This window comes from Kitasatospora sp. NPDC085879, assembly GCF_040686255.1.
Lineage (GTDB): Bacteria > Actinomycetota > Actinomycetes > Streptomycetales > Streptomycetaceae > Kitasatospora.
The window spans coordinates 15,882-39,697 of record NZ_JBFBJZ010000059.1 but is presented as its reverse complement, the minus strand read 5'-3'; the positions used below and the strand labels follow the sequence as shown (position 1 = coordinate 39,697).

25 protein-coding genes and 3 pseudogenes are annotated in these 23,816 nt (G+C 72.6%); 16 read left to right on the top strand and 12 right to left on the bottom strand.

The features are described from left to right. Positions 1-26: 26 nt before the first annotated feature. Positions 27-755 (bottom strand): TetR/AcrR family transcriptional regulator C-terminal domain-containing protein, encoded by a 729-nt coding sequence (locus AB0P35_RS32500; RefSeq protein ID WP_363518081.1) that lies wholly within the window; start codon positions 753-755, stop codon positions 27-29. 110 nt (positions 756-865) lie between these two features. On the opposite strand from AB0P35_RS32500, the gene AB0P35_RS32495 reads away from it, so the two are divergent. Further along, positions 866-1,999, top strand: a complete 1,134-nt coding sequence (locus tag AB0P35_RS32495) for an NAD(P)/FAD-dependent oxidoreductase (RefSeq protein WP_363518079.1) — start codon at positions 866-868, stop codon at positions 1,997-1,999. Between the two features lie 342 nt (positions 2,000-2,341). Continuing rightward, entirely contained in the window at positions 2,342-2,626 is a 285-nt protein-coding gene (locus AB0P35_RS32490; protein ID WP_363518077.1) for a hypothetical protein, read from the top strand. 48 nt (positions 2,627-2,674) lie between these two features. On the opposite strand, the pseudogene AB0P35_RS32485 reads toward AB0P35_RS32490, so the two are convergent. Continuing rightward, positions 2,675-2,938 (bottom strand): annotated as a pseudogene (locus AB0P35_RS32485) (LysR family transcriptional regulator); the annotation flags it as partial. 139 nt (positions 2,939-3,077) lie between these two features. Between AB0P35_RS32485 and AB0P35_RS32480 the strand changes: the two are divergent. The 3 genes from AB0P35_RS32480 to AB0P35_RS32470 all read left to right on the top strand — a co-directional run bounded on the left by AB0P35_RS32480 (position 3,078) and on the right by AB0P35_RS32470 (position 4,864). Continuing rightward, a complete protein-coding gene (locus tag AB0P35_RS32480; RefSeq protein WP_363518075.1) occupies positions 3,078-3,896 on the top strand; it encodes a 3'(2'),5'-bisphosphate nucleotidase CysQ in 819 nt (272 codons plus the stop codon). A gap of 40 nt (positions 3,897-3,936) precedes the next feature. Continuing rightward, on the top strand, positions 3,937-4,533 hold the full coding sequence (locus AB0P35_RS32475) for an NAD(P)-binding domain-containing protein (protein WP_363518073.1): 597 nt from the start codon (positions 3,937-3,939) through the stop codon (positions 4,531-4,533). Between the two features lie 169 nt (positions 4,534-4,702). After that, entirely contained in the window at positions 4,703-4,864 is a 162-nt protein-coding gene (locus AB0P35_RS32470; RefSeq protein ID WP_363518071.1) for a TetR family transcriptional regulator, read from the top strand. An 854-nt stretch (positions 4,865-5,718) separates the two neighbouring features. On the opposite strand, the pseudogene AB0P35_RS32465 reads toward AB0P35_RS32470, so the two are convergent. Beyond that, positions 5,719-7,743 (bottom strand): annotated as a pseudogene (locus AB0P35_RS32465) (LamG-like jellyroll fold domain-containing protein); the annotation flags it as partial. Between the two features lie 11 nt (positions 7,744-7,754). On the opposite strand from AB0P35_RS32465, the gene AB0P35_RS32460 reads away from it, so the two are divergent. Then, positions 7,755-8,033 carry a hypothetical protein gene (locus tag AB0P35_RS32460; protein ID WP_363518069.1) on the top strand — a complete coding sequence of 93 codons (279 nt, stop codon included), beginning with the start codon at positions 7,755-7,757 and terminating at the stop codon, positions 8,031-8,033. A gap of 99 nt (positions 8,034-8,132) precedes the next feature. On the opposite strand, the gene AB0P35_RS32455 is transcribed toward AB0P35_RS32460, so the two are convergent. After that, the gene (locus AB0P35_RS32455) at positions 8,133-9,047 is read right to left on the bottom strand and encodes an ABC transporter substrate-binding protein (RefSeq protein WP_363518067.1); all 915 of its coding nucleotides are present in this window, start codon (positions 9,045-9,047) and stop codon (positions 8,133-8,135) included. A 284-nt stretch (positions 9,048-9,331) separates the two neighbouring features. Here AB0P35_RS32455 and AB0P35_RS32450 point away from each other — a divergent pair, with 284 nt between their 5' ends. Together AB0P35_RS32450 and AB0P35_RS32445 are read left to right on the top strand one after the other, a co-directional pair. Further along, positions 9,332-9,952, top strand: a complete 621-nt coding sequence (locus AB0P35_RS32450; RefSeq protein WP_363518065.1) for a helix-turn-helix domain-containing protein — start codon at positions 9,332-9,334, stop codon at positions 9,950-9,952. Beyond that, a complete protein-coding gene (locus tag AB0P35_RS32445) occupies positions 9,949-10,860 on the top strand; it encodes an SDR family oxidoreductase (protein WP_363518063.1) in 912 nt (303 codons plus the stop codon). Before AB0P35_RS32450 ends, AB0P35_RS32445 begins: the two co-directional genes overlap by 4 nt. 34 nt (positions 10,861-10,894) lie before the next feature. Here AB0P35_RS32445 and AB0P35_RS32440 read toward each other — a convergent pair whose 3' ends face one another. Next, positions 10,895-12,517, bottom strand: coding sequence for an FAD-binding oxidoreductase (locus AB0P35_RS32440; protein ID WP_363518061.1), 1,623 nt, complete (start codon positions 12,515-12,517; stop codon positions 10,895-10,897). Between the two features lie 71 nt (positions 12,518-12,588). Between AB0P35_RS32440 and AB0P35_RS32435 the strand changes: the two genes are divergently transcribed. After that, on the top strand, positions 12,589-13,215 hold the full coding sequence (locus tag AB0P35_RS32435; RefSeq protein WP_363518059.1) for a TetR/AcrR family transcriptional regulator: 627 nt from the start codon (positions 12,589-12,591) through the stop codon (positions 13,213-13,215). A 43-nt stretch (positions 13,216-13,258) separates the two neighbouring features. Here AB0P35_RS32435 and AB0P35_RS32430 read toward each other — a convergent pair whose 3' ends face one another. From AB0P35_RS32430 to AB0P35_RS32420, 3 genes are all read right to left on the bottom strand, one after another. Next, on the bottom strand, positions 13,259-15,259 hold the full coding sequence (locus AB0P35_RS32430) for a PASTA domain-containing protein (protein ID WP_363518057.1): 2,001 nt from the start codon (positions 15,257-15,259) through the stop codon (positions 13,259-13,261). A gap of 196 nt (positions 15,260-15,455) precedes the next feature. Beyond that, positions 15,456-15,890 (bottom strand): nucleoside deaminase, encoded by a 435-nt coding sequence (locus tag AB0P35_RS32425; protein ID WP_363518055.1) that lies wholly within the window; start codon positions 15,888-15,890, stop codon positions 15,456-15,458. Further along, on the bottom strand, positions 15,887-16,696 hold the full coding sequence (locus AB0P35_RS32420) for an LLM class flavin-dependent oxidoreductase (protein WP_363518053.1): 810 nt from the start codon (positions 16,694-16,696) through the stop codon (positions 15,887-15,889). The genes AB0P35_RS32425 and AB0P35_RS32420 overlap by 4 nt, the downstream gene beginning before the upstream one ends. A 94-nt stretch (positions 16,697-16,790) precedes the next feature. Between AB0P35_RS32420 and AB0P35_RS32415 the strand changes: the two genes are divergently transcribed. Continuing rightward, complete coding sequence (locus AB0P35_RS32415) at positions 16,791-17,246, top strand: Lrp/AsnC family transcriptional regulator (RefSeq protein WP_363518051.1); 456 nt, start codon at positions 16,791-16,793, stop codon at positions 17,244-17,246. 64 nt (positions 17,247-17,310) lie between these two features. Here the strand turns inward: AB0P35_RS32415 and AB0P35_RS32410 are convergent, their stop codons facing one another. Continuing rightward, the gene (locus AB0P35_RS32410; RefSeq protein ID WP_363518049.1) at positions 17,311-17,451 is read right to left on the bottom strand and encodes a hypothetical protein; all 141 of its coding nucleotides are present in this window, start codon (positions 17,449-17,451) and stop codon (positions 17,311-17,313) included. A 134-nt stretch (positions 17,452-17,585) separates the two neighbouring features. Here AB0P35_RS32410 and AB0P35_RS32405 point away from each other — a divergent pair. The 5 genes and pseudogenes from AB0P35_RS32405 to AB0P35_RS32385 all read left to right on the top strand — a co-directional run. After that, a pseudogene (locus AB0P35_RS32405) lies at positions 17,586-17,951 on the top strand (RICIN domain-containing protein); the annotation flags it as partial. Between the two features lie 95 nt (positions 17,952-18,046). Next, a complete protein-coding gene (locus tag AB0P35_RS32400) occupies positions 18,047-18,925 on the top strand; it encodes a PhzF family phenazine biosynthesis protein (protein ID WP_363518047.1) in 879 nt (292 codons plus the stop codon). An 82-nt stretch (positions 18,926-19,007) separates the two neighbouring features. Next, on the top strand, positions 19,008-19,445 hold the full coding sequence (locus AB0P35_RS32395) for a DUF4259 domain-containing protein (protein ID WP_363518045.1): 438 nt from the start codon (positions 19,008-19,010) through the stop codon (positions 19,443-19,445). 54 nt (positions 19,446-19,499) lie between these two features. Continuing rightward, entirely contained in the window at positions 19,500-20,042 is a 543-nt protein-coding gene (locus AB0P35_RS32390) for a hypothetical protein (protein ID WP_363518043.1), read from the top strand. Positions 20,043-20,089: 47 nt separating this feature from the next. Further along, a complete protein-coding gene (locus AB0P35_RS32385) occupies positions 20,090-20,494 on the top strand; it encodes a hypothetical protein (protein WP_363518041.1) in 405 nt (134 codons plus the stop codon). A gap of 31 nt (positions 20,495-20,525) precedes the next feature. Here the strand turns inward: AB0P35_RS32385 and AB0P35_RS32380 are convergent, their stop codons facing one another. After that, entirely contained in the window at positions 20,526-21,590 is a 1,065-nt protein-coding gene (locus tag AB0P35_RS32380; protein ID WP_363518039.1) for a protein kinase family protein, read from the bottom strand. Between the two features lie 353 nt (positions 21,591-21,943). Here AB0P35_RS32380 and AB0P35_RS32375 point away from each other — a divergent pair, with 353 nt between their 5' ends. Continuing rightward, positions 21,944-22,273: a metalloregulator ArsR/SmtB family transcription factor gene (locus AB0P35_RS32375; protein WP_257019611.1), complete on the top strand. Its 330-nt coding sequence runs from the start codon at positions 21,944-21,946 to the stop codon at positions 22,271-22,273. A 7-nt stretch (positions 22,274-22,280) separates the two neighbouring features. On the opposite strand, the gene AB0P35_RS32370 is transcribed toward AB0P35_RS32375, so the two are convergent. Continuing rightward, complete coding sequence (locus AB0P35_RS32370) at positions 22,281-22,793, bottom strand: DUF5709 domain-containing protein (protein ID WP_363518037.1); 513 nt, start codon at positions 22,791-22,793, stop codon at positions 22,281-22,283. 98 nt (positions 22,794-22,891) lie between these two features. Continuing rightward, the gene (locus AB0P35_RS32365; RefSeq protein WP_363518035.1) at positions 22,892-23,791 is read right to left on the bottom strand and encodes an aminoglycoside phosphotransferase family protein; all 900 of its coding nucleotides are present in this window, start codon (positions 23,789-23,791) and stop codon (positions 22,892-22,894) included. Positions 23,792-23,816 lie beyond the last annotated feature (25 nt).

The following is a 23,816-nucleotide window of genomic DNA, read 5'->3' as shown; positions in this document are numbered from 1 at the left end:
AACCGCCAGGTGACGCTGCCGGACCGTCAGGGCCGGACCGGGAGGTTGGCCTCCCATCCGTCGAGGAGTCGTTCGAGTCCCAGTTCGAACCCGCGCTCGGCCCTGTCGGCCGCGTGGGGCAGCTCGGCATCGCGAATGACCTGGGCGAGGAGTGGATGGCGCCCGCTCTTGACGACTTTGTCGAGGTAGGGCGCGTGGGCGTCCATCCATTCCTGGATGCCGACTCCGGAGCGTCGGACGGCTTCCTGTTGGGCGAGCTCGCCGATCGCGTAACCGCGGACGAAGGCCTGCAGCGTGTCGACGACGGTGATCATGACGTCGATATCGAAGCCGAGGGGATCGAGGGCGGCGAGTGCGTGTTCGATGGCATCGAGGGAGTTCGGTCCAAGCGATGGGCGCCCTGCTGCGAGGGAGGTCATCCAGGGATGCCGGTGGAAGGTGGCCCGGGAACGATGGGCCAGGCCTCGCAGGTCGCTGCGCCAGTCACCGGTGGGGGCAGGCAGGCCGCCGTCCTCGGCCGCTACGGCGTCGAGCATGAGGTCGAGCAGGTCGTCCCTGGACGCCAGGTAGCGGTAGAGCGAGGCCGTGCCCGTTCCCAGTTCCTTGGCGACGCGCCGCATGGACAGTGCCTCGATGCCCTCGGCGTCGGCGATCGCGATGGCGGCGGCGGTGATCTCCGCCCGGGTGCGTGAGGGTGCGGGGCCTTTGGCGGCCCGCTCCGGCCGGTTCCAGATCACCGTGTGAGCGTCGTTCATCGGTTTCCTCCTCACTACTGCGCCCACTGTTCGCAGTAGTGCTATCGTGATGCCGATACTGCGAACACCGTATCGCAGTAGAGCGGTGTCCAAGCGAAAGGGAAACCACCATGACCACTCCCGTCACGATCGTCGGCGCCGGGCTCGGCGGCCTGACCCTCGCACGAGTCCTGCACCTGCACGGCATCCCCGCGACCATCTACGAAGCCGAGACATCGGCGGACGCCCGCACGCAGGGCGGTCAGCTCGACATCCACGAGTACAACGGGCGGCTCGCCCTCGAAGCGGCCGGCCTCACCGACGAGTTCCGCGCGATCATCCACGAAGGCGGCCAGGCCCTGCGCGTGCTCGACCAGCACGGCGCGGTCCTGCTCGACCAGCCCGACGACGGCACAGGCGGTCGCCCCGAGGTGCTCCGCGGAGAACTGCGTCGGATCCTGATCAACTCGCTGCCCGACGAGACGATCCAGTGGGGACACAAGCTCACCGGTGTCCGCCCCCTCGGAGACGGTAGGCACGAGCTGACCTTCGCCCACGGGCCAACCGTGACGACCGGCCTCCTCGTCGGCGCGGACGGCGCCTGGTCGAGGATCCGGCCGCTGCTCTCCGACGCGAAGCCCGAGTACGTCGGCACGTCGTTCATCGAGACCTACCTGTACGACGCCGACCAGCGCCACCCCGCAGCGGCCAAGGCCGCCGGCGACGGTTCCCTGTTCGCCGTCGCAGCCGGCAAGGGAATCCTCGGCCACCGCGAGGCCGACGCCGTTCTTCACACCTACGTCGCGCTCAACAAGCCGCAGGACTGGATCGCCGCCATCCTCGCCAGCCCCGAAACGGCGGCAGCCCACGTCGCGGCAGAATTCACCGGATGGGCACCTGAACTCACCGCACTCATCACGGACGGGGAAACCGCCCTCGCTCCGCGCCCGATCAACGCCCTGCCGATCGGCCACCGCTGGGACCGCGTTCCCGGAGTGACGCTGCTGGGCGACGCCGCCCACCTCATGTCACCGTTCGCCGGAGAGGGCGCCAACCTCGCCATGTTCGACGGCGCCGAACTCGGCAAAGCCATCGCCGCACATCCCGACGACGTCGAAGCCGCCCTTGCGGAGTACGAGCAGGCCCTCTTCCCCCGCAGTGCCCAGTTCGCCGCCGAATCCGACAAGAACCACCAGCTCATCTTCGGCGACGACGCCCCCGCCAGCCTGCTCGACCTGCTCATCGGCCAGGAGTCGACCGAGTGAGCGAGATCGCCGGAGGGGGGATGGAGTCAACGGGAACACGCTGCCGCCGCGCCGACGGCACGGGCGCGCTTCCGACGAAGAGCCGGTCGGCCTGGCGGACCTGCTGCTGATCGCCGGCCTCTCACTCGGAACGCTCGCTTTGCTGCGCCACCCCGACCGATCGCACTGCTGAACACGCGACCGCCGAACGCACTCTCGTGCCGCGAACCCGGTCGTTCGCCGACCCGGCCTGGCCGCTGGGTCCGGTGGCCTGACCGCAGGTTCGGACGAAGCGGAGCGTCGAGGTCCAGTGATCGCGGTCGGATCGACGAGTCTGACCTCCAGGCCGGCGACGCGGCGGTCTTGGAAGCGCAGGTTGGAGCGAACGGCCTTCGGGCGTTCCTCCAAGGTGCGGTTGTCGGTGGCGAGCTGACGAACGCGCTGCTTGAGGGTGGTGTTCTCCGCGGTGATCCGCTGGATCGCGAACACGTTGCCGAGGGCGCCGTCGCCAGGGCCGTCGACGACCTGATGGACTCCAGCGCCGGCTCTCGTTTGGCCGGACGGGCGGCCCCGAGCGGTGAACCCGTGTGCGACTTCGTCGATCTCCAGGAACAGCGTTGGTCGACTGGTTCCGGCGGCAGTTGGTGATCAGCAGCGGTGCAGATGTCGCTGCCAAATGACGGCGTCGTCGTGTACCAGATCGAGTTCGCTCGGTGCCAGCGCCCCCTGGACCTGGTGCAACAGCTCGTGCACCTGTTCCCGGACGGCGATCGCATACGGCGTCGGAGTCATCGTGGGGCCGGTGCGCACCGGGATCTGATCCCCGGTCGTGCGCCGAATCCGGCCCGGACTCCGGCTCATCGCGGGGGCGGTGACATGCAGGCGCGCCGCCGCCCCGGCCACACTGCCCTCCTCCAGCAGCGCGTCGAGCGCGGCGAGCAGGTTCAGATCCAATTGCATGCGAGTAATCCTTGGCGTGCCTGACATGCAGTTGAAGTTAATTGCCGGGCTGCATACCGTTGAGGCGAAAGCGCAAGAAGTAACGCGCAGTTCGGCCCTCGACCGGCCTCAGCACCCCTCCTCAGACGGGAGTACCACCATGTCCGAAATGCTTCAGACCACCGCAGTCGCCGCCTCCGACGCCGACCTGCTCGCCCAGACCGCGAACGCCGTGCGTGAGGCGGGTTCGGCGCTGCGCGAGCGCTTCGGCGAGGTGGTCCGCTACCAGACCCGCGAAGAGCTGATGCGCGCCCTCGCCGCCAACGACGAGACGGCCCTCGACATCCTGCGCCCGCGCCTCACGAGCCTGCGCCCGGACGCCGGCTGGGTGGAGGACGAGCTGGACGGCGGGGCGCTGCCGCCCGGCGAATGGTGGGTCGTTGATCCGGCCGAAGGTAACGTCAACCACCTGCACGCCCTGCCCGAGTGGGCGGTGACCGCCACCCTCGTGCGCGACAACCAGCCCGTGCTCACCGTGGTCCACCTGCCGTTGACCGGCGAGACCTACACCGCGCTCACCGGCGCGGGCGCCCACCTCGACGGCCGGCCGCTGCATGTCTCCCCCACTGCGGACCTCGGCCTGAGCATCGTGGCCACCAGCCAGGCCCGGCCGGACGAGGACGAGAAGGTCGTGCGACGCGTCGGCTCCTCGATCACCGCGATGCTCTTCGACGCGCTCGTCGTCCGCACCTCCGTGCCCGCGACCCTGCACCTGCTGAACGTGGCCGCCGGCCGGACCGACGCCTTCTGGCAGTTCGCCGGCGCCCGCGCGGACCTGCTGCCCGGGGCGCTGCTCGTCACCGAGGCCGGCGGACGGATCTCCGACGCCGAGGGCCGCCCCTGGACCCCGCAGAGCGAAAGCTTCCTGGCCGCCGCGCCCGGCGTCCACGCCGAAGCCGTCGCCACGCTCTCGCGCTGACCGCGCACCACAACCGCACCCACGAAAGGACCACATCACCATGACCACGATCGCCGTTCTCGGAAACGGCCGCGTCGGCGGCAACCTGGCCACAGCCCTCACCCGGGCCGGGCATGAGGTGACCGTCGCCGACCGCACGCCGGGCGCAGCCGCCGACGCCGCCCGCACGGCCCGCATCGTCATCAACGCCACCCCGGGCGCCGGATCCCTGGACCGGCTCGTCGCCCTGCACGAGGAACTGCGCGGCAAGATCCTCGTCGACGTCTCCAACGCCACCACCGACGGACCGGACGGACTGCCCGCCGACCTGATCTACCCCGGCTCAAGCCTCGCCGAACAGCTCCAGGACGCACTCCCCGAAACGCACGTCGTCAAGACACTCAACACCATGCTCTTCCCGGTGATGACCGCACCGGCCACGCTCACCCAGACGCCGACCGCGTTCCTCTCCGGCGAGGACCCCCAGGCCAAGCAGACCGTCCGCGAACTGCTCACCGACCTCGGCTGGCACAAGGACTGGATCAGCGACCTCGGCGGGATCCAGACCGCCCGCGCCACAGAGGCCGCGATCCTCTTCGTCCCGCACGTCATCCGGTCCACCGGATTCACACCCTTCGCGATCTCAATCGCCCGCTGACCCGTACCCAGCGCACCGCCCTGCGAGGAATCACCTCGCCGGATCCTCCACTGTGGGCCTGGGGCAAGAAGCTTGCCACCAAAGGCTCGTGGATCAAGGGGGTTGACGTCAGGCGGTACAGGCGGCTGTTCCTGAACAGCCACCTCACGCAATCCGACGCGGAACGGGCATGCGCAAGCTGGCCGCCGAGCTGGGTACCGACTCATCCAGCCTGTACCGCCACTACCGCAACCGCACCGAGCTGATGCTCGCGATCGTGGACCATGTGCTGGTCCAGGGCATACACGGCTACCGGCGGCAGGGACCTGGCGTGCGCGGCTCGTCGATCTGATCCTGCGTCATGGGATGCGTACGCCGCGCTGCCGCAGCTGGCGAAGGACGCCAGCCACCATCCGGGCACCGGGCCCGGCAGCCAGCTGGTGATCGAGGAGACCCTGCAGGCCCTGAGCGAGGCCGGAGTGCCCGAGGAACTCATCCCTGTGATGGGCCTTGGTCAGTGCGCGGTGCACCTGTGGATGGAGCACAGGGGCAGCGCTTCGGCCACCGCAGGCTATCGGGTGTGTTCGGACGAGGGCAGGACCACGCACGCGCACGGTGCTCGCGCCGTCGTTCGTCTCGACAGCACCACGCTGCGGCCCACGCCGTGGTCTGACCGAGCCCGTGAGGCGTCCCGGACCATCGAACTGCCGAAGAGCAGCGATCAGCCCCAGGTGGGGACGGGGCCCGCCTCTTGATGGCATAGCCATGTCGCTGCCTGACGGACGTCGTGCTGCCAACCCCAGGCTGGCGGACGACTGTACCGCGGGACGTCCGGCCATCGACGATTCCGGTCAAGAAGGTGGCCGCGGTGCGGCCGTTCGACGGGGGGCGCAAGGGGGGGCGCCCCCAATCCCTTCGGTCAAATTGTCTGGGCGCCCGCGGGGGTCATCGGTGCGAGCGTCAGTCGTCCGTGGCTGTGCCGGCCCTGGTGCATTCGTAGATCCAGCCGGCGGGAGCATCGGCCGGAACGGACGGGCGTGCCGGTGCGAACACCGGCCGGCGTGGGATCAGGTCAGGGCAACGCATGCCGGGCTCCCGAGCGTTGGGGAGGGGGCTTCCCGGGTGCCGTGAGCGCTGCCAGGGCGTGCGGATCCGCGCCCCGGCCCCGGCAGCCGGGTGCGCTGCCGGGGTCGGGTACGTGCGGGGTCAGGCGGGCCGCTCGGCGGTGTGCAGGGCGTTCACCTCCGCCGCGGTCAGGGCCCGGTCGTAGGCGTGGACCAGGTCGACCGAGCCGTTCCAGAAGTCGCCGTTCTGGCCGTTGTACTTGGCTCGGCCGACCGCGAGCGGGCCGGTGCCGACGTCGGCCGGGCCCGCCGGGACGGAGGCGGCGAGGGTGCCGTCGACGTACAGCCCGATGGTGGCGCTCGCCGCGTCGTGCACGCCGACCAGGTGGTACCAGCGGCCGAGCTGCGGGGTGATCGGCAGCCGGGCGCGGTTGCCGCCGGGCAGGCTGAAGGCGAACGCCCCCTGGCCGTACTGCAGGTAGAAGGGGTTCTCGATGCGGCGGCCGTCCTGGCTGACCGCGGTGGCGTAGTTGCCGGGCAGCGCGTCCAGGGTGACCCAGGCCGACACCGAGTAGCTCTTGGTGGTGTCGAGCACCGGGCCGGCCGTCTGCGCGTACTGGCTCTGGCCGTTGAACTTCAGGGCGCTGCCGCTGACGCCCGGCGCCCAGGTGGTGCCGCCGGTCAGGGCGAGGTCGGCCTTGTTGGGGCCCTGGTCGGCGGCGGTGGTGCCGCTGCCCTCGTCGAGTGCCCAGGAGCCGCCGCCGTGCAGCTCGGAGCAGGCGCCGGCGTTCGCACCGGCCGCGATGACCTTCAGGTTGACGGCGCGGACCTGCGCCGTGTCGACCTTGATCTGCCGCCGGTCGTACGTCCAGAGGCCGTTGAGTTCGTTCTCCAGGTCGGTGACCTGGGTGTAGACCGAGCCGGAGAGCTCGGCGCCGGCGGCCGCCAGGTAGAAGGTCTCGGTGTTCTGCACGTACTTCTGGGTGAGCGCGGCCTTGTCGGCCACGCCGCTGTAGATCACCGTCGGGGCGCCGGGCCACAGGTGGCCGGGGGAGCGGAGGGTGAAGCCGCCGTGCTCGCCGTCCATCGCGGCCCGGGTGGCGTCCGGGAACGCCGGGTCGGTGTTGCCGTAGTCGTGGTGGTCGATGATGTCGCCCTTGCCGGAATCACCCTTGGAGGCGCAGCAGTTGACCCCACTGTGGGCGTTGACCAGCCGGGACGGGTCGGCCGCCCGGACGGCCTCGGTCAGGTTGCCGGTGGCCGTGCGGTCCCACTCGCCCCAGCCCTCGTTGAAGACGATCCAGCCGATCACCGACGGCGAGTTGTGCAGCAGCGTCATCTCGGCCATGCCCTTGTCGATGAACTCCTGCTGCCCGGCGGCGGTGCTGTAGTCGCCGGAGACGAAGTCCTGCCAGACCAGCAGGCCCAGCCTGTCGGCCTGGTAGTACCAGCGCGGCGACTCGACCTTGATGTGCTTGCGGACGGCGTTGAAGCCCAGGTCCTTCTGCGCCTTCAGGTCGAAGGCGATCGCGGCGTCACTGGGCGCGGTGTAGAGGCCGTCCGGCCAGAAGCCCTGGTCGAGTTGGGCGAGTGAGAAGATCGGCTTCCCGTTGAGGACGATCTTCCGATAGCCGCCGACGTCGGCGAGGGCGATCTTCCGCATGCCGAAGTAGCTCTTGACGGTGTCGGTGGACTTTCCGCCGGTCAGGGTGACCTTGAGGTCGTAGAGGTACGGGTCGTCGGGCGTCCACAGGTGCTGGTCGACCACCGGCAGGCGCAGCAGGGTGTTGGCGGGGCCGCTGATCGAGCCGACGGTGGTGCCCCTGGCGTCCTTGGCGACCGCCTTGACGATCGTCCCGGCGGGCGCGCCGGGGGAGTTGACGGTGACGGCGAGGGTGCCGGTGTCGATGTCGGGGGTGGTGGTGAGGCTGTCGATCGAGGTGGTGGCGACCGGCTCCATCCAGACGGTCTGCCAGATGCCGGACGACTGGGTGTAGACGATGCCGCCGGGGGAGTTCGACTGCTTGCCGATCGGCTGGTTCGCCCCGGCAGTGTCGGTGACGGCGACCACGATCTCCTGCGGGCCGGTGCCCTTGAGCGCGTCGGTGATGTCCGCGCCGAAGCCGGTGTAGCCGCCGGTGTGCTCGGCGACTTCAGTGCCGTTGACCCCGGGTGCCGGTGTTCATCGTCCACGGGGAGTACGACAGGCAGGCGAACACCCCGGAGTCGGCCGGGCCGCTGCTGCATTTCTCGGTGCCCGACCTGTACGCCGCCATTCCGGGCCCGCACAAGCTGATGGTCCGAATCGCCTGTGCCGGGCGCTCCATGGTCTGGGAGCGGAAGTCCAAGGTGCTGCGGCGGATCTCCCGGCAGTGGCTCGACAAGAAGTCCGTCGAGGGTCTGTCGAGCGGGAGTTACCACCTGGACGAGGACGGCGTCCTCACGCCGGCCGCGTAGCCGGATCCGGCAGCCGGGCCGCGGGCCCGGTCCCGCACTGCGGGACGGGGCCCGGACCGCGCCGGGGGCGCTACCGGCCGGGGCGGGCGCGGAGCCGGCTCAGCTGGTGCCTCCGTTGACCACCGGGCTCTGGATGGCGCCCACGGTGAGCTGCCGCCGGGTCAGGATCTCGTCGTAGGTGCCGTCGGCGACCACCCGCCGCATCGCCTTCGCCAGGACGTCGCGCAGACGCGAGTCGCTCTTGCGCACAGCGATCCCGTACGGCTTGGGCTGGAGCTGCGGTCCGGCGATGTCGAAGGCCTGGCCGCCGGCGACGGCCTGGGAGTTGTACAGGGCCTTCGGGTAGTCGGTGACGTAGGCGTCGGCCCGGCCGGCGCGCAGGTTGTCCATGGCCGCGGCGTCGTCCGCCGTCTCCAGGACCTGCAGCGGCTTGCCGAGCTGATCGCAGACCGACTTCTGGCGCTGGGCGAGGTCGTTGTGCGTGGTGCCCTTCTTGACGGTGACGCCGTGCCCGCACAGGTCGTCGACCTTGGCGATCTTCGCGGGGTTGCCCTTGCCGACCATGATGCCGATACCGGCCATGTAGTAGTCGACGAAGTCGACGCCGTCGTTGATCTGCTTGCCGTTCTTGTCCAGCCCCTGCCGGCGGTTGAGGTTGTCGGTGATGCCGGACATCGCGATGTCGTACTTCTTGTCGAGCAGTCCGGGCAGCACGTTGCTGAACGGGCCGACGTCCTGGAACTCGAGCTTGACGCCGAGGACCTTGGCCATCGCGGTGGCGAGGTCCGGGTCGAGGCCGTCGGGCTGGCCCGCGGAGCCGCGGAAGACCACCGGTGCGGCGGTCAGGGAGGCGCCGATCCGGATCACGCCGGCCTTCTGGACGGCCTCGGGGAGCTGGTCGTGGAGATCCGCTTCGTTCTTGCCGGAGCCGCCCGCACCGCAGGCGCTCAACAGCAGGACGGAGGACAGGGCGGCGGTGGCGGCAGCGCGGCCGCGCGCGGACAGAGGAGTCATCGTTTTCCCAGGTCGTTGCAGAGCGTGGCAAGTTCGGGACGCGACGATGACAGGCTGTGCCGAAGTCTCTCACTGGCCCCGCTCCGGTGAGATGCGCCGTCCTCGGCCGCCGAGGCCGACCGGGTGATGCCCGGCGGCCACCGAGGGGACGCTGTACGGGCCGATGATAGTTCGTACGGCCGTGGACACGACAGCCGGGGTCCGTCGCGCCGGCTCGGCTTGCCGCGGGCCGGTCGGCGCGCTCTAATAAATGAACAGGCATTTATTAATGAGGAGAGCAGAGGATGGCAGGACGCCCCCGCGGGATCGACGACCTGGCGATCCTGCGCGCGACCGCCGAGGTGATCGGCCGGGTCGGCCCGGCCGGGCTGACGCTGGCCGCCGTGGGGCGGGAGGTCGGCCTGGTGCCCGGCACCCTCGTCCAGCGGTTCGGCTCCAAGAGCGGACTCCTGGCGGCGCTCGCCCGGCAGTCCGCGAAGGACGCCGACGCGATGCCCGAGCGCCTGCGCGGCGATCACGAGACGGCACTCGACGCGCTGGCGGCGCTGGTCACGGAGTGGCTGGCCCCCATGGACACGCCTGAGCGGTTCGCCAACCATCTGGGCCTCCTGTGCGCGGACCTCACGGATCCGCAGCTCCACGAGCACGCCCTGACCGCGCACCGCGCGCAGCACCGGGCGGTCGAACGGCTCCTGGCGGACGCCGTTGCCGCCGGCGAGCTCCGCGCCGGGACGGACACCGCCGCCCTGGCCGGCTCCGTGCAGGCGATGACCGCCGGTGCCGGCCTGGTCTGGGCGCTGGAGCGTAGCGGCACTCTCGCCGAGCGGATCGCGCCCGAGCTCCGCACCGTGCTCGCCGCGCACCTCGCCCCCGCCCCCCACCACGACACCCCGGAGGAAGCATGACGACCGACCCGCGCCCGCTCGCCGGAAAGGTGGCCCTGGTCGCCGGAGGCACCCGCGGCGGCGGCCGCGGCATCGCCGTCGAACTCGGCGCCGCCGGCGCCACGGTGTACGTCACCGGCCGCAGCAGCAGCGCCGGCCGCTCCGACCTCGACCGCCCGGAGACCATCGAGGGGACCGCCGAGCGCGTCACCGCCGCCGGCGGCCTGGGCATCCCCGTCCGCACCGACCACAGCCGGCCCGAGGAGGTCCGGGCGCTGGTCGAGCGGATCGCCGCCGAGCAGGACGGCCGGCTCGACGTCCTCGTCAACTCGGTCTGGGGCGGCGACCCGCTGACGGACTGGGCGCACCCGCTGTGGGAGCAGGACCTCGACGCCGGCCTGCGGCTGCTCCGCCGGGCGGTGGAGAGCCACATCGTCACCAGCCGGTTCGCGCTGCCGCTGATGGTCGCGCGCGGCAGCGGCCTGGTCGTGGAGGTCACCGACGGCAACACCGCCCGCTACCGCGGGTCCTTCTTCTACGACATGGCGAAGTCCGCGGTCGTCCGGCTCGCCGTCGCACAGGCCGCCGAGCTGAAGCCGCACGGCGTCGCGGCCGTGGCGATCACCCCCGGCTTCCTGCGCTCCGAGGCGATGCTGGAGCACTTCGGCGTCACCGAGGCGAACTGGATCGACGGCGCGGCGAAGGATCCGAACTTCGCCCACTCCGAGACCCCGGCCTACCTGGGCCGGGCGGTGGCCGCGCTCGCCGCCGACCCCGGCGTCATGGCCAAGACCGGCCGCGCCCTGGCCACCTGGGGCCTGTACCGGGAGTACGGCTTCACCGACGTCGACGGCACGCAGCCCGACTTCGCCGCCCACTGGGCGAAGAACCTGGAGGCGGAGTACGGGCCGCTCGGAGACCCGCTGTGACACGGCGGGCGGCGGCCCCGGGTATGCGGTGACGTCAGGCGTCCAGCAGGACGCCCGGGTTGAGGATGCCGTGCGGGTCGAGGGCGTTCTTGGCGGCGCGCAGGGCCAGCGCGAAGGGCTCCGGGCGCTGGCGGTCGTAGCCGGGGCGGTGGTCGCGGCCGACGGCGTGGTGGTGGGTGGTGGTGGCCCGGTGGCGGTGCAGCACCTCCGCCGCCACGGCCTTGAGGTCGTCCCAGACGGCCACCTCCTCGCCCGGCCGGCCGGCGGCGACGACGGTGAAGTACGGGGCCGCGCCGTCGGGGTAGACGTGGGTGAGGCGGCAGTTGACGACCGCGGGGTGGCCGGTGGCCGCCTGTGCGGCGGCCCCGACCTCGCGGCGGACGTCCTCGATCAGGGCCGGGATCCGGTCCCAGGTGGCCGCCGTCTCGAAGGTCTCCACGACGGCTCCCATCCGGGCGAGGCCGTCGCGCAGGTACGGCATCCGCAGGAAGGCGGTGCGCCAGGCGCCGACCGCGGCGTCGGACGCTGCGTCAGGCCGGGTGCCGGGTCCGGTGCCGCCGGGCGGGGTGACTGCGCCGTGGGCGCGGGCCAGCTCCACGGCCCGGGCGAGCCGGTGCTCGACCGGCGCGGTGGCCGATTCGAAGCCGAGGACGAGGACGGCGGACCCGTCGCGGGAGGCACCGGAGAGCGCGGCCTCGCCGGCGTCGAGCAGCCGGCAGTTCGCGGGCGCCAGGTCGGACTGGGCGACGGCGCGGACGGCCTCCAGCGCGGCCCGGAGGTCGGTGAACGCCACCGCGGCGGAGGCCTTGTGGCGGGGGCGCTCCTGCAGGCGCATCCAGGCCTGGGTGATGACGCCGAGGGTGCCCTCCGAGCCGAGGAAGAACCGGTCGGGGGAGGGCCCGGCGCCGGACGCCGGGAGCTGCCAGGAGGTGCCGGTGCCGGCCGGCGTGACCACCCGCAGGGACTGGGTGAAGTCGTCGATGTGGGTCGGGCCCGTCGCGTAGTGTCCGCCCGCCCGGGTGGCGAGCCAGCCGCCCAGCGTGGAGAACTCGAAGCTCTGCGGGAAGTGGCGCAGCGTCAGGCCGTGCGGCCGCAGCCGGTCCTCCAGGGCCGGGCCGAGGATCCCCGCCTGGACGAGCGCGGACCGGCCGACGGTGTCGATCTCCAGCACCCGGTCCATGGCGGTGAGGTCGAGGGAGAGCACGGCACGGTGCGCGTCGCCGCGGTACTCGACGCCGCCGACCACCGAGGAGCCGCCGCCGTAGGGGACCACTGCCACGCCGTGCCCGCCTGCCCACTCCAGCAGGTCGGCCACGTCCTGGTCGCGGGACGGGCGGGCGACGAGGTCGGGGATCCGGCCGGGGCGGCCGCGCAGGGCACGGGCCACGTCCCGGAAGGCCTTGCCCATGGCGTGGGCGGCCCGGTCCTCGGGATCGGCGGTGACCAGGGGCGCCAGGCTGCGCGGGGCCTGCACGGCCGGCGGGCCGATGCGCAGGTCGGCGACCTTCGGCAGGGGCAGCGGGCGGGCGAGCGTGCCGGGGACGAGGGCACCCGTCGCGATGCACTCGGCGTCGTCCGGGTGGGCGTCGGCCCAGCCCCAGCCCCACCAGGAGCGGATGCGGGTGCGGTGCGTGCGGGGCGTGGTGGCCTCGGACATGACGGGTCGTCCCTCCGGCTGCGACGGTGAACTTACCAAGCGGTAAATTACCGTAGGGTAAGATCCAGGGCATGGCAATCCCCCCTTCCCGGCCCGGCACCAAGGGCGTCCCGCGGGCCGAGCGCGAACGGCAGATCCTCGCCGCGGCCACCGAGGAGTTCGGCCACCGCGGCTACGAAGCCACCTCCGTCGCCGCCGTCGCGGCCCGCGTCGGCGTCACCAAGACCCTGCTGCACCAGTACTTCGGCTCCAAACAGGACCTCTACCTCGCCTGTCTGACCCCCGTCGGCGACCGCCTGCTGGCCGCCGTCCGCACCGCCATGGACGCCGACGGCGGCACCGGTCCGCAGACCCCGCTGCGCGTGCTGCACAACGTCTTCACCGCTCTGGAAGGACAGCGCGAGGCCTGGTTCGTCCTCTACGACACCTCACTGCCCGCCGACAGCGAACCCGCCCGCCGCGCAGCCCACTACCGCGCCGCCGTCGACGACATGGCGGCCGCCGGCACCCTCGACGTCCTCGGCCGCACGGGCTCCGCCGACCCCCTCGACGCGGACGCGCTCGCCCACGCCTGGCGCGGCCTCGCCACCGCCCTGGTCCGCTGGTGGATCAGACACCCCGATCAGACCGCGGACGCCATGGCACAGCGCTGCGACCGCCTGTTCGCCGCCGCCCGCGGCGCCCTCGGACCCGCCTGACCGCCGGCGCGGCTCGGCCCACCACGGCGGCCGCGGCGGGGCGTCAGGACGGGCCGGTCGAGATCCAGACCTTGACGGTGGTGCCCGGGTCGATCCGGCTGCCGCTGTCCGGCTCCTGCTTCACGACCTGGCCGCGCGGCCAGACGCTGTCCGACACGGACTGCTCCTCCAGCTTCAGCCGACCGATCTCCGCGCAGGCGCGCGCCGTCTCCACGGACTTGTACTCGAGCAGCGGCGCCACCGGGTTCTCCCCGGTCGAGCGGTCGCAGCCGGACAGGTCGCCCACCGCGCGGGGGTCGCCGCCGGTCGAGATCCAGACCTTGACGGTGCCGCCGACCGCGATGTCCTCGGACTCCGGCTCCTGACGGGAGACCTGGCCCGCGGGGGTGTTCGGGTCCTGGATCTTGGCGACCTCCTCCAGCTTCAGGTGCGCGATCTCGGCGCAGACCCGGGCCGTGGCCGCCGTCCGGCCCTTGAACCAGGGGGTGGAGATCTTGCCGTGCCGCTCCTCGAGCTCGCACATCGCGAGATCGCCCTTCGCCCGCGGATCGCCGCCCTGGGACACCCAGATGGTGACGGTAGCGCCCCGCTTCACCGTCCGATCGCTGTCCGGCTCCTGCCGGGTGACGGTGTCCTTGTTGCTCTTGGTGCCGCTGACCGTCTTCCGGTCCACCGTGAGGCCGGCGATCTCCGCACAGGTCTGCGCCTCGGCCGCCGACATGCCGGTGAACGAGGGCGGGCTGAAGCTGCCGTCCCGGGACACGTACCGATCGCAGCCCAGGTACGGCCCGGTCGCGCGCGGGTCCGGGGTGTGGGAGGCGGTCCCCGGGAACAGGAACTGCCCGCCCAGCACGCTCGCCGCCACCACGATGGCGGCGACCGGGACCGCCGCCAGGGCGAACACCGTGAGATACCGCGCGACCCGGCGGGAGTGCTCCCGCCGCACCTGCGCGGCGAACCGCAGGCCCACCGTGAACGGGTCCGTCGTGACACCGTCCGCCGAACCGGTTCGTATGGTGAACCAGTCCCCCGTGCCGCGGCCGGGAGCGGCTCCGCCCGGGGTGCCGCCCTGACCGGTCCCGGCCGTGACGTCCTCGTCCGTGACGCTTCCGGCCGTGACGGTGGAGGCGGCGTGCAGCCCGTCCACCACCGTCGGGGCCCGACCGGCGCGCAGCCGGCGGATGTCGTCCGCCATCGCGCGGGCGCTCGCGTACCGCCCGTCGGGGTCCTTCACCAGGGCGCGGGCCACCACCGCGTCGACGCCCGGAGACAGCGACGCGTTGAGGGCGGACGGCACCGGCGGCGGCTGCTGGACGTGCTGGTACAGCACACCCATCGTCGACTCCCCGTCGAACGGCACCCTGCCGGTGGCCAGTTCGAACAGCATGCAGCCGACCGAGTACAGGTCCGAGCGGGCATCGGCCGGCTTCCCCCGCGCCTGCTCGGGGGAGAGGTACTGGGGCGTGCCGAGGACCGTTCCGGTGCGGGTCATCGCGGTGGCGTCCGACTGCAGCGCCAGGGCGATGCCGAAGTCCATCACCTTGACCGTGCCGTCGTCCGTCGTCATGACGTTGGCGGGCTTGATGTCCCGGTGGACGAGCCCCTGCCCGTGGCTATGGTCCAGCGCTTCCAGCACGGCCTCGGTGACGGCCAGCGCACGGTCCAGCGGCACCGTCCGTCCGGCCGGATCCGTCGCCCGCTCCCGGACGAGCTCGCGCACCGAGCGGCCCGGCACGTACTCCATGACGATGAACGGCACCACGCCGTCCGGCCCGGTGTCCTCCCCGGTGTCGTGCACGGCCACGATGCCCGGGTGGTTGAGCGCCGCGACCCGCTGCGCCTCCCGCCGGAAGCGCTCGCGGAACGACGGGTCGCGCGCCAGGTCCGCGTGCAGGGTCTTCACCGCGACGGTACGGCCGAGCACCGTGTCGTGGGCGCGGAACACCGAACCCATGCCGCCCTCGCCGAGCGGTGACTGCAGGACGTAACGTCCCTGCCCGACCGCCCCCAGCGCCCCCGCGTTCCCGGTCTTCCCGACGTCCATCGGCCCCCGCCTCGTCCCCCTGCAGCCGCCCGGTGCGAGGCCCCGCCGATCGTGTCGCGGGCGACGGTCCTCGACCGGCCGTCACCCACGGGTTCCGGCCGCCCGGCCGGCGGTCTGTGCATGTCAGGCGCGACCGTACCGTGCCGCCCGTCGGCGCGTCGAACCGGTAACCCGTGGTCGCGCGAGCGCCCGGTCGTCAGCGCCCGTAGTATCCCTCGACGGGGATGCGGGCCTCCGCGAACAGCGCCGGACCGTCCTGCGCCACCACCGGCCAGGCACCCGACTCCGGGTTCAGTTCGACGAGTTGCTCGGTGGAGAGCGCGAAGACGACGCGGCCCAGCCCGGAGCGGAGGATGCCGCCGGCGCACATCCCGCACGGCTGGCAGCTGGTGTACAGCGTTGTGCGCGCCGCCGTGCCGGGATCGAGTTCGCGGGCCGCCCACCGGGCAAGCTTGAGCTCCGGATGGGCGCTGATGTCGTTGTCGCGCCGCACCGTGTTGTGGGCCTCGGCGAGCACCGTGCCGTCCGGGCCGGCCAGAAGGGAACCGTACGGTGCATCGCCCAGGACGACGGCGCGGGTCGCGATCGCGATCGCGCGCCGCAACAGTGCCTCGTCGGCGGAGGTGATCACGATGCCGTCCTCCGGTGCTCGGCGACCGCACTGAGCGCCCGCCAGGCCTCCTGCGGGCGGCGGGTCTCCTCCGGGTCCCCGTGGTACGGGTCGAGCAGGACCGCCTCGGCGCCGAGCCGGCGGAGGGCGTCGAGATCGTCCAGGACCTGCTCGATACTCCCGACGCCGGCGGGCCGCTCGGGGTCGTCGACCCGTTCGGAGGTCAGCCGCAGGGCGATCCGCGGCGCGAGCCCGGGCAGGGAGTGCTCCGCCGCGACCGCACGGAGCCGGGGCAGGCCGACCCGCAGCGGATGCCACGCGTCGCCGAACCTGACGGCGCGTCGGACGGCCGCCTCACTGTTGCCGCCCACCCAGACCGGCACCCCGCCCGCGGCCCCGGCAGGCCACACCTCGCGCAGGACCGCCAGGTACTCGTCGGTCAGCCGACCCCGCGCGGCGAACGGCACCCCGAGCGCATCGAACTCCCGGCGCGCCCAGCCGACACCCACCCCGAGCACCAGCCGGCCGCCGCTGAGCATGTCGAGGTTGGCCGCCATCCGGGCCACCAGCAGCGGATGACGGTACGGCAGTACGAGCACCGTCGTGCCCAGCCGCAGCCGCACGGTCACACCGGCCAGCCAGGACAGCGTGGTGAACGGCTCGAAGAACGGCTCCGGGTAGCGCTCGGCCACGTCCGGCGTGACGGTCACGTGGTCCGAGACCATCAGCAGGTCGAAGCCCAGCCCCTCCACGACCCGCGCCCACTCGCGCAGCACACCCGGATCGGTGCCGGGCCCGAAGTTCGGTACGTTGACGCCCAGTTGCATGACAGCGAGGCTATCCCGGCGGCAGGGAGGCCGAGAACGGACTTCTCCCGGCGTTCATGCCGTTTGATCACCGAATCCACGGTAGATTCGCCGAATGGCCGACAATCTTGACGACACCGACTGGGCGATCATCGGCGAGCTCCAACGGGAGGCCCGGATCTCCCTGAGCGAACTCGGACGGCGCGTCAGCCTCAGCGCCTCCGCCACCACGGAACGCGTCCGCCACCTGGAGGCCCAGGGCGTCATCACCGGCTACCACGCCGTGGTCGACCTCACGAAGGTCGGCTACCCCGTGCTCGCCGTCGTCCGCCTCAAGTACCCGGGCAACCGCCACCAGCCGCTGCGCCGCCTCCTCGACGAGCGCCGGGAGATCCTGGAATGCCTGCGCACCACCGGCGACGACTGCTACACCCTCAAGGTGGCCGCCACCTCCATGGAACACCTGGAGACACTCATGGACGAACTGGCCGGCTTCGGCAGCACGACCACCAGCGTGGTCTACAGCCGGACCCTGCCCTACCGCGGCCCCGACCGGCCCGACCTGCCCTGATCCGCGGCCGGCACCGTGTGACGTACCGTCCGGGTCCCGGGACGGCGGTAGGGGATCGAGCGGGTCACGGACCGCCCGGGTGGCCGGAGAGCCAGTCGGCGTGCCGATCACGCATCCGATCCCGTTCCTCCGCCGTCGTGAGGAAGACGTCGGCGCCGCCGTCGTAGGGGTGATGGATGCGACGCAGCCGGACGTCGGTGATCAAGACGTCCGCCGTTTTGTCGTCCGAAACGTCGCGCAGCAGATCGTCGATACAGCCGTGCTGCCAGGGCCGCCTGGCGGCGAAGAGGTGGTAGTAGGTGCGGAACTCCGGATCGGGGTCGATACGTCACCGCCGTCCCGGGCGGCACGTGCGTCGACGTCGCGGCCGACGACACCGGCGGCAACTCGGCCGCCGTCCAGCTGTGGGACTGCCAGTCCTGGGCCCTGGACCAGCACTGGTACCACAACGCCGACAACTCGCTGAGCACGCTCGGCCGCTGCCTGGACATCAACGGCAACGGCACCGCCAGCGGCGCGCAGGTCGAGCTGTGGGACTGCAACGGGGTCGGTGGGCAGACGCGGGTGCAGCAGGCGGACGGTTCGCTGCGCAACCCGCAGTCGGGGCGCTGTCCGGACGCGCCGAACGGTGCGACCGGCAACGGCACGCGGTTGCAGATCTGGGACTGCAACGGCGCCGCGGCCCAGAAGTTCACCCTGAACTAGAGGTTCACGGCCCGCCGCGTCCGCACCGCCGCGTCCGCACCACCGCACCCGGGTCGGCCTTACCGACGGCCGGGCTCGGGTGCTGTCCTTGTCCCGTGCCCGATGCCACTGTTGCGATCGTGCGGGCGTGTCTCCGCGAGGGCCGCGGCGGCAGCCCGACCGCCGTGCTGGACGAGGCCGACCTCGGCGAGGCCGACCTGAGCGACGACGCACGCCGCACCGTGCCCGCCCGGACGGGCACCTCGCACGCCGTCTACGTCTCGGCTGTGGACGGCGGACCCGCGGGCCCCGAGGTGTCGCTGCGCTTCTCCACCGCGGCGGGCGAGTTGCCCGCGTGCGGCCACGGGACGGTCGCGGCACTGGCCTTCCTCGCCGAACGCGCCGGGGTCCAGGAGTTCCGGGCCACCGTCCGTACGCCGGGCCGCGTGTTCACCGGCCACGCCGTCCGGACCGGCGGCCGGTACACGGCCACCTTCGACCCGGGGCCCGTCGACCTGCGCGAACCCGCGGCCGACGAACACGCCGCCGTCCTCGACGCTCTGGGCCTGACCCCCGACACCCTCGCGCCCGGTGCCCGCATCGCCGCCCTGGGCCGGCCGCGGCTGCTCGTCCCCGTGCCCTCGCGAACCGTTCTCGCCGCACTCACCCCGGACTTCGACCGGCTCCGCGCCGCCTGCGACCGCCTCGGACTGCTCGGCTGCTACGTCCACTGCGTCCCGGCCGCCGAAGGCCGCCTGGCCGCCCGCATGTTCGCCCCGTCGATCGGCGTCCCGGAGGACATCGCCAACGTCAACAGCACCGCATGCCTCGCCGCCCACCTCGCCTGCACCGGCGTCACCGACCTCACCGTCGACATGGGCGACGCCCTCGGCATGCCCGCCACCATCGCCGCCGCCGCACGGCCGGGCCCGCACGGCCCACTGATCCACATCGGCGGCGCGGCCACGACGGCACGAATCGTCCGTCCGGCGTGACGACGGAGGAACTCGGCCCCGCCGCCCTCGCCACTGTCGGCGGCCGGTGCGAGGATCCGTGGACGGACATGCGAGGAGAACCATGGGCACCTGGGACATCGGCCCCTTCGAGAACGACACGGCCGCGGACTGGGCGAACACCCTGGACGACACGGCGCCGGGCGACCGGGAGAGGCTCATCCGGGGCACGCTGATCCGCGCCGCCCGGAATCGGGACGTTCTCGGCTACGGAGACGGTGTCGAGGCCGTCGCCGCCGCCGCTCTCGTGGCCTCACAGTGCCCCGGCGGTGAACCCGTCACGACGGTCTTCGGTCCCGAGGAGACCCTGCCGACCTTCGCGGCCGACCTCCGGCTCCTTGCCGCCGATGCCCTCGACCGGGTTCTCACGGAGGAGTCCGACCTCGCCGAACTGTGGGACGAGTCCGTCAACGGTCCCCGGTGGCGACAGAGCGTCGGCCGCGTTCGAGCGGTCCTCGGTCCCCCGCCCCCGCCGCAGGCGGAGGCTCTCTTCGAGATGTAGCGTGCCGACCCGTTCGCGGCCGCAACACCCCGTGGGTCTGACAGCATCGAGGGCATGCAGACCGGGGAGGCGCCGACGCCGTACTTCGCCGTCGGGGAGGGGTATGCGCTCTACCGGGGGCCGTTGACCGACGGATCCTTCCACCGGCACGCCGCCTTCCAGGTCGCCGTTGCGGTGGCGGCGGGTGACGTGCTGATCGTCGACGCCTCCGGGGCCGGTCACCGCGGTCCGGCGGTGATCGTGCCGCCGATGGTGCGGCACCGGATGGCGCCGACCCCGGGCGTGCTCACCTGCTTCGTCGATCCGCACAGCGCCTTCGCGGACCGGCTGCGGGCCGCCTGTCGGGAGGGCGTCACGGTGGCCCCCGACCTGCGCGGCCTGGACGAGCAGGAGCTCCGCCGCGCCGGTGGGCTCCGGTCGGCCGAACTGGACCCGCGGCTGCGCGCCGCACTGGACGCCCTGACCGAATGCGGAGCCCCACTGCCCGCAGTCGCCGCGCAGATCGATGCGAGCAGTCTCGGCGGGGCTGCGCAGCGCCGTCTTGAACGAACCGCTCGCCCGGTCGCCGGCCCGGTCGGGCTACTCAGGGGGAGGTGAGTACGCGCGCTCTGCCCACGTCCGTGGCCGGCCGGGACGCTTGGATCATGACGCCGTCGAAGAGACTCGCCCCCGCCCTCGTGCTGTTCCTCGTACCGGTCGCGGCCTGGGCCGCCTGGTTGGGCTGGGACCAGCACCGCGACGTGCACCCCGACGGGTCGGTGAGCGGCCCCTACGAGGCCTGGCAGGTGATCGGTCTGCTGCTGACCCTGCTGGTTGCGGTCGGTCGGGCCGCGTCCCGGCGCCACGTCACGGCCGCCGTCCTCGGTACCACGGCCGGCCTGACCGCGGCCGCCTGCTACGACTGGTCGGACGACTCCAGTGGCCTCTTCGTGATCGGCGCGGGCCTGGTCGCGGTGGCAAGCCTGGTGGCGACCGCCGCCGTCGCCACCGTGATCGCCGCCGTGACAGGGCACGGCCGTGAGAGCCACCCGCGAGCGACGGGCGAGTAGGCGCCACTGCCGTCACCGATGTGGCGACACGTCAGGTGATCGGCCGGCCGGTCCGGCGGATCGCCTCCAGCGGGTACGGCGTCGTCCGGCTCTCCCGCTGGAGGTCGCGGAAGAAGGCGCCCAGCACGTCGGCGACCGGGGCATGGCGGACGAGGAGGGACTCGATCTCCGCCGGCAGTCCCTGCGGCGTCCTCCCTTCGGCGCACGCGCGGACGAACGCGTCCCGCCCGTCCGGGCCGTGCCCGTACAGGGCTGTCGCCAGCCATCGCACCAGGTGGGTGACGGTGTAGCAGCGGTCGTAGCTGCGGTGCCGCTCGAAGAAGGCGGCCTCGTCCGGGGAGAGCTCGAAACGGGAGGAGACGGCGAGGCCGTAGTCCGCGAAGAAGAGCCGCCGGCCGTCGGTCAGGATGTTCTGGAAGTGGCCGTCGAAGTGCAGCAGCCCGTGGGCGTTCATGAACGAGATGCCGGCGTCCAGCTCCCGCTCCACCATCGCGCAGGCCTGCCCGGCCTCCTCGCCGCCGGCCGCGACCCGGTCGCCCAGCCAGTCGTGCAGGTTCTGCGGGATGTACTCCAGGAACAGCAGGACGCTCGCGCGGGAGTCCCGGAGGGCCTCGATCCGGCGACGCACCCCCGGTCCGCCGCCCCAGTAGGCCACGGTCCGTTCCACGTCGGCGAGTTCCTCGGGCAACGGCAGGCCGGGGCCCGGCAGGACACGCCAGTGGTACATCAGCGGAAAGCCCTCGTGCTCGCCCGCGAGCACCCAGTTCGTCGTCATGACGTGCACGGCCAGCTCCCGCCAGGCCCCGAAGCCCGGCCCGCCGATGCCGTACTGGCAGAAGGCGGGCAGCCCGAACAGGTTCGCGGTGGAGTGGACGTTCTCCGGCCGCAGTTCCAGATCGGTCAGCGGCACCTGCTTCACGAACACCGGCGTGCCGGCCACCTCCAGCAGCGCCGACCGCCCACCGATGCCGGAGCCCAGCGGCACGGCCGCGTCCACCAGTTCGCGCAGCCCGCGGTCGCTGCACAGGGCCAGCGCGGTCGAGGCCGCGCCGTGGGCGGCCAGCCGTCCACCGCGCGACAGGTCGGAACTCTCCACCGATGCCTCCAGCCGGTCGCCCGCCCCCTGCCGGCACCGTGCGACGGAGCCGGGGCTCCCGCCACCCTCTCATGTGCCGCCACGCGGAACTGACGGCCCGGAGGTCCCCGTGCGGCCACTTGGACAGTTGCGCATATGTGCAAGTCCATGTGTTGCGGCGCGGGGGCCCGTCGGACCGATACGGTCACGAGAGCGATCCGGAGTCCCGGACCCGGAACCGGCCGACCCGCGCGTCCGCCGCGACCCGGTCCTTCGACCTGCGTTGCTACAGTCGAACCGACCCCCGAACAATCCTCGACACGGACGGTGACCCCATGCCACCCGGTACCACGCGGCAACCCTCTGTCACGGCCGTGCCGCTGTACCAGATCAAGGCCGAGTTCTTCAAAACCCTCGGCCACCCGGTGCGCATCCGAGTCCTCGAACTCCTCAGCCAGCGCGAGCACGCCGTCGCCGAACTCCTCCCCGAAGTCGGCGTCGAAGCCTCCAACCTCTCCCAGCAACTCGCCGTGCTGCGCCGAGCCGGCGTCGTCACCTCGCGACGCGACGGCACCACCGTGATCTACCGGATCGCCAGCCCCGAGGTCGCCGAACTCCTCGCCGTCGCCCGCTCCATCCTCACCGACGTGATCACCGACCGCGCCGAACTCCTCGGCGACCTCCGCTCGGGCCCCGCCGACTGACCCGGCCTCAGAACTCGGACGGGGCACCGTCCGGGCCGACCTCGGCGTCGAGGTCCGCGTCCGTCACGATGTGCATGGCCGCCTCCTCGGCGCCCGCCGCACCCGCGTCGATTCCGACATCGTCGGCCCAGAGGCCCTCGGTGTCCGGGTGCGCGCCCTCGCCGGGGGCGACCAGCCGGCCGGCCCGCTCGGTACCCGCCTCGCGGTCCACCGGCTCCCCCTCACCGTCCGCCAGGTCGCCGATGCTGTCGCCCGGCCCGGCCCCACCGTCCGCCGCCGGGTCGGGCAGCTCGCGGGCCAACCGTTCGTCCAGAGTCTCACCGGTGCGCTGCTCGGCGGCCGTGGTGCCGGCCTGCCGCACACCGAGGGGTCTCTCGGGCGGCGACCAGCCCTCGTCGAGGATGTCGTCGTAGGTGCGTTCGTCCAGCGCGTTCGCGAGGTCGAGTGCGGTGGCGTCGGCCTGCTCGTCGCCGGTGTCCGCTGGCTGGTAGACGCCGTCCGCTCTGCCGTTGCCGCCCATCGTGACCTCCTGTTCGTGCCCTGCTCCCGACCGTACTCCCCGGTGGGCGCGTGTACCCGGCGCCGGCCGCCTTGCACCCGCCGGGACGGGCGGCGTGCTCACCGGACGAGCAGCTCCGCGACACGGTCCGTGATCGCGAGCAGCCAGGCCGGATCGTCGTGCGCGCGGCCCCAGTGGGCGGCCATCACCGCGCGGGCCTGGACCCAGCGGCGAACGCGTTCGCGATCCACCCCGGCGGCGTCGGCGAAGACGGCCAGCCGACGCAGGACGGCCGCCTCCAGGTCGTCGGCGGCGAGCAGGTCCTCGAAACGGCTCCGCACCAGCGTGAGCGCGTCGTAGGCAGGGTCGCCGGCGTACCCCTTGGGGTCGATGGCCAGCCAGGGCTCGCGCTCGGCCCGCAGCACGTTGCCGAAGTGCAGGTCGCCGTGGACGAGCGTCTCCGGCTGGTCCCGGCCGAGCTCCCGGACGGTCGCGAGCGCGGCCTCGACGACGCACCGGGGCAGCGGACGCGGCAGCCGCCCGGCGTCCCTCCGGAGGCCCGCCTCCCATTCCGGAGCCAGGTCGCGCAGGCGCGGCAGCCCGGGCGGTGCCGGGACGGCGAGCCTGCGGGCGAGCAGGCCCGCCACGGCCACGGCCTCCTCGACGTCGCCGTGCTCGGCCAGGGTGCCGGCCCCGGCCCGCTCCAGCAGCATGGCGAAGCGGGCGTCGTCGCGCCGGTGCAGCCGGGCCGCGCCGCGGCCGCCCCACATCGCGAAGGCGTCCGGCTCGTGGACGTTCCCCGGGTGCGGGAAGGAGACCTTCAAGACCGCCGCCCCGCCGGCCGAGCGCACCGGGACGACGATCCCGACCCCGCCGTGCCCCACCGGCCCGGAGGGCGTGCAGTTCCAGGTCTGGAGAAGTTCGTCGACCAGCGAGGGCAGATGCGCGACCCAGGCCCGGCCGGGCTCACCCTCGCGCTCGACCGTCGTCCGCACGAACGTCTCCGGAATCCCGACCATCCGAGCACCCTAGTGTGCTGACCGG

What these genes read in the sequence shown, in the direction of transcription:
- AB0P35_RS32500 (WP_363518081.1), bottom strand. Translation starts at nt 755, where the DNA reads ATGAACGACGCTCACACGGTGATCTGGAACCGGCCGGAGCGGGCCGCC.
- AB0P35_RS32495 (WP_363518079.1), top strand. Translation starts at nt 866, where the DNA reads ATGACCACTCCCGTCACGATCGTCGGCGCCGGGCTCGGCGGCCTGACC.
- AB0P35_RS32480 (WP_363518075.1), top strand. Translation starts at nt 3,078, where the DNA reads ATGTCCGAAATGCTTCAGACCACCGCAGTCGCCGCCTCCGACGCCGAC.
- AB0P35_RS32475 (WP_363518073.1), top strand. Translation starts at nt 3,937, where the DNA reads ATGACCACGATCGCCGTTCTCGGAAACGGCCGCGTCGGCGGCAACCTG.
- AB0P35_RS32470 (WP_363518071.1), top strand. Translation starts at nt 4,703, where the DNA reads ATGCGCAAGCTGGCCGCCGAGCTGGGTACCGACTCATCCAGCCTGTAC.
- AB0P35_RS32455 (WP_363518067.1), bottom strand. Translation starts at nt 9,047, where the DNA reads ATGACTCCTCTGTCCGCGCGCGGCCGCGCTGCCGCCACCGCCGCCCTG.
- AB0P35_RS32450 (WP_363518065.1), top strand. Translation starts at nt 9,332, where the DNA reads ATGGCAGGACGCCCCCGCGGGATCGACGACCTGGCGATCCTGCGCGCG.
- AB0P35_RS32445 (WP_363518063.1), top strand. Translation starts at nt 9,949, where the DNA reads ATGACGACCGACCCGCGCCCGCTCGCCGGAAAGGTGGCCCTGGTCGCC.
- AB0P35_RS32440 (WP_363518061.1), bottom strand. Translation starts at nt 12,517, where the DNA reads ATGTCCGAGGCCACCACGCCCCGCACGCACCGCACCCGCATCCGCTCC.
- AB0P35_RS32435 (WP_363518059.1), top strand. Translation starts at nt 12,589, where the DNA reads ATGGCAATCCCCCCTTCCCGGCCCGGCACCAAGGGCGTCCCGCGGGCC.
- AB0P35_RS32430 (WP_363518057.1), bottom strand. Translation starts at nt 15,259, where the DNA reads ATGGACGTCGGGAAGACCGGGAACGCGGGGGCGCTGGGGGCGGTCGGG.
- AB0P35_RS32420 (WP_363518053.1), bottom strand. Translation starts at nt 16,696, where the DNA reads ATGCAACTGGGCGTCAACGTACCGAACTTCGGGCCCGGCACCGATCCG.
- AB0P35_RS32415 (WP_363518051.1), top strand. Translation starts at nt 16,791, where the DNA reads ATGGCCGACAATCTTGACGACACCGACTGGGCGATCATCGGCGAGCTC.
- AB0P35_RS32395 (WP_363518045.1), top strand. Translation starts at nt 19,008, where the DNA reads ATGGGCACCTGGGACATCGGCCCCTTCGAGAACGACACGGCCGCGGAC.
- AB0P35_RS32390 (WP_363518043.1), top strand. Translation starts at nt 19,500, where the DNA reads ATGCAGACCGGGGAGGCGCCGACGCCGTACTTCGCCGTCGGGGAGGGG.
- AB0P35_RS32385 (WP_363518041.1), top strand. Translation starts at nt 20,090, where the DNA reads ATGACGCCGTCGAAGAGACTCGCCCCCGCCCTCGTGCTGTTCCTCGTA.
- AB0P35_RS32370 (WP_363518037.1), bottom strand. Translation starts at nt 22,793, where the DNA reads ATGGGCGGCAACGGCAGAGCGGACGGCGTCTACCAGCCAGCGGACACC.
- AB0P35_RS32365 (WP_363518035.1), bottom strand. Translation starts at nt 23,791, where the DNA reads ATGGTCGGGATTCCGGAGACGTTCGTGCGGACGACGGTCGAGCGCGAG.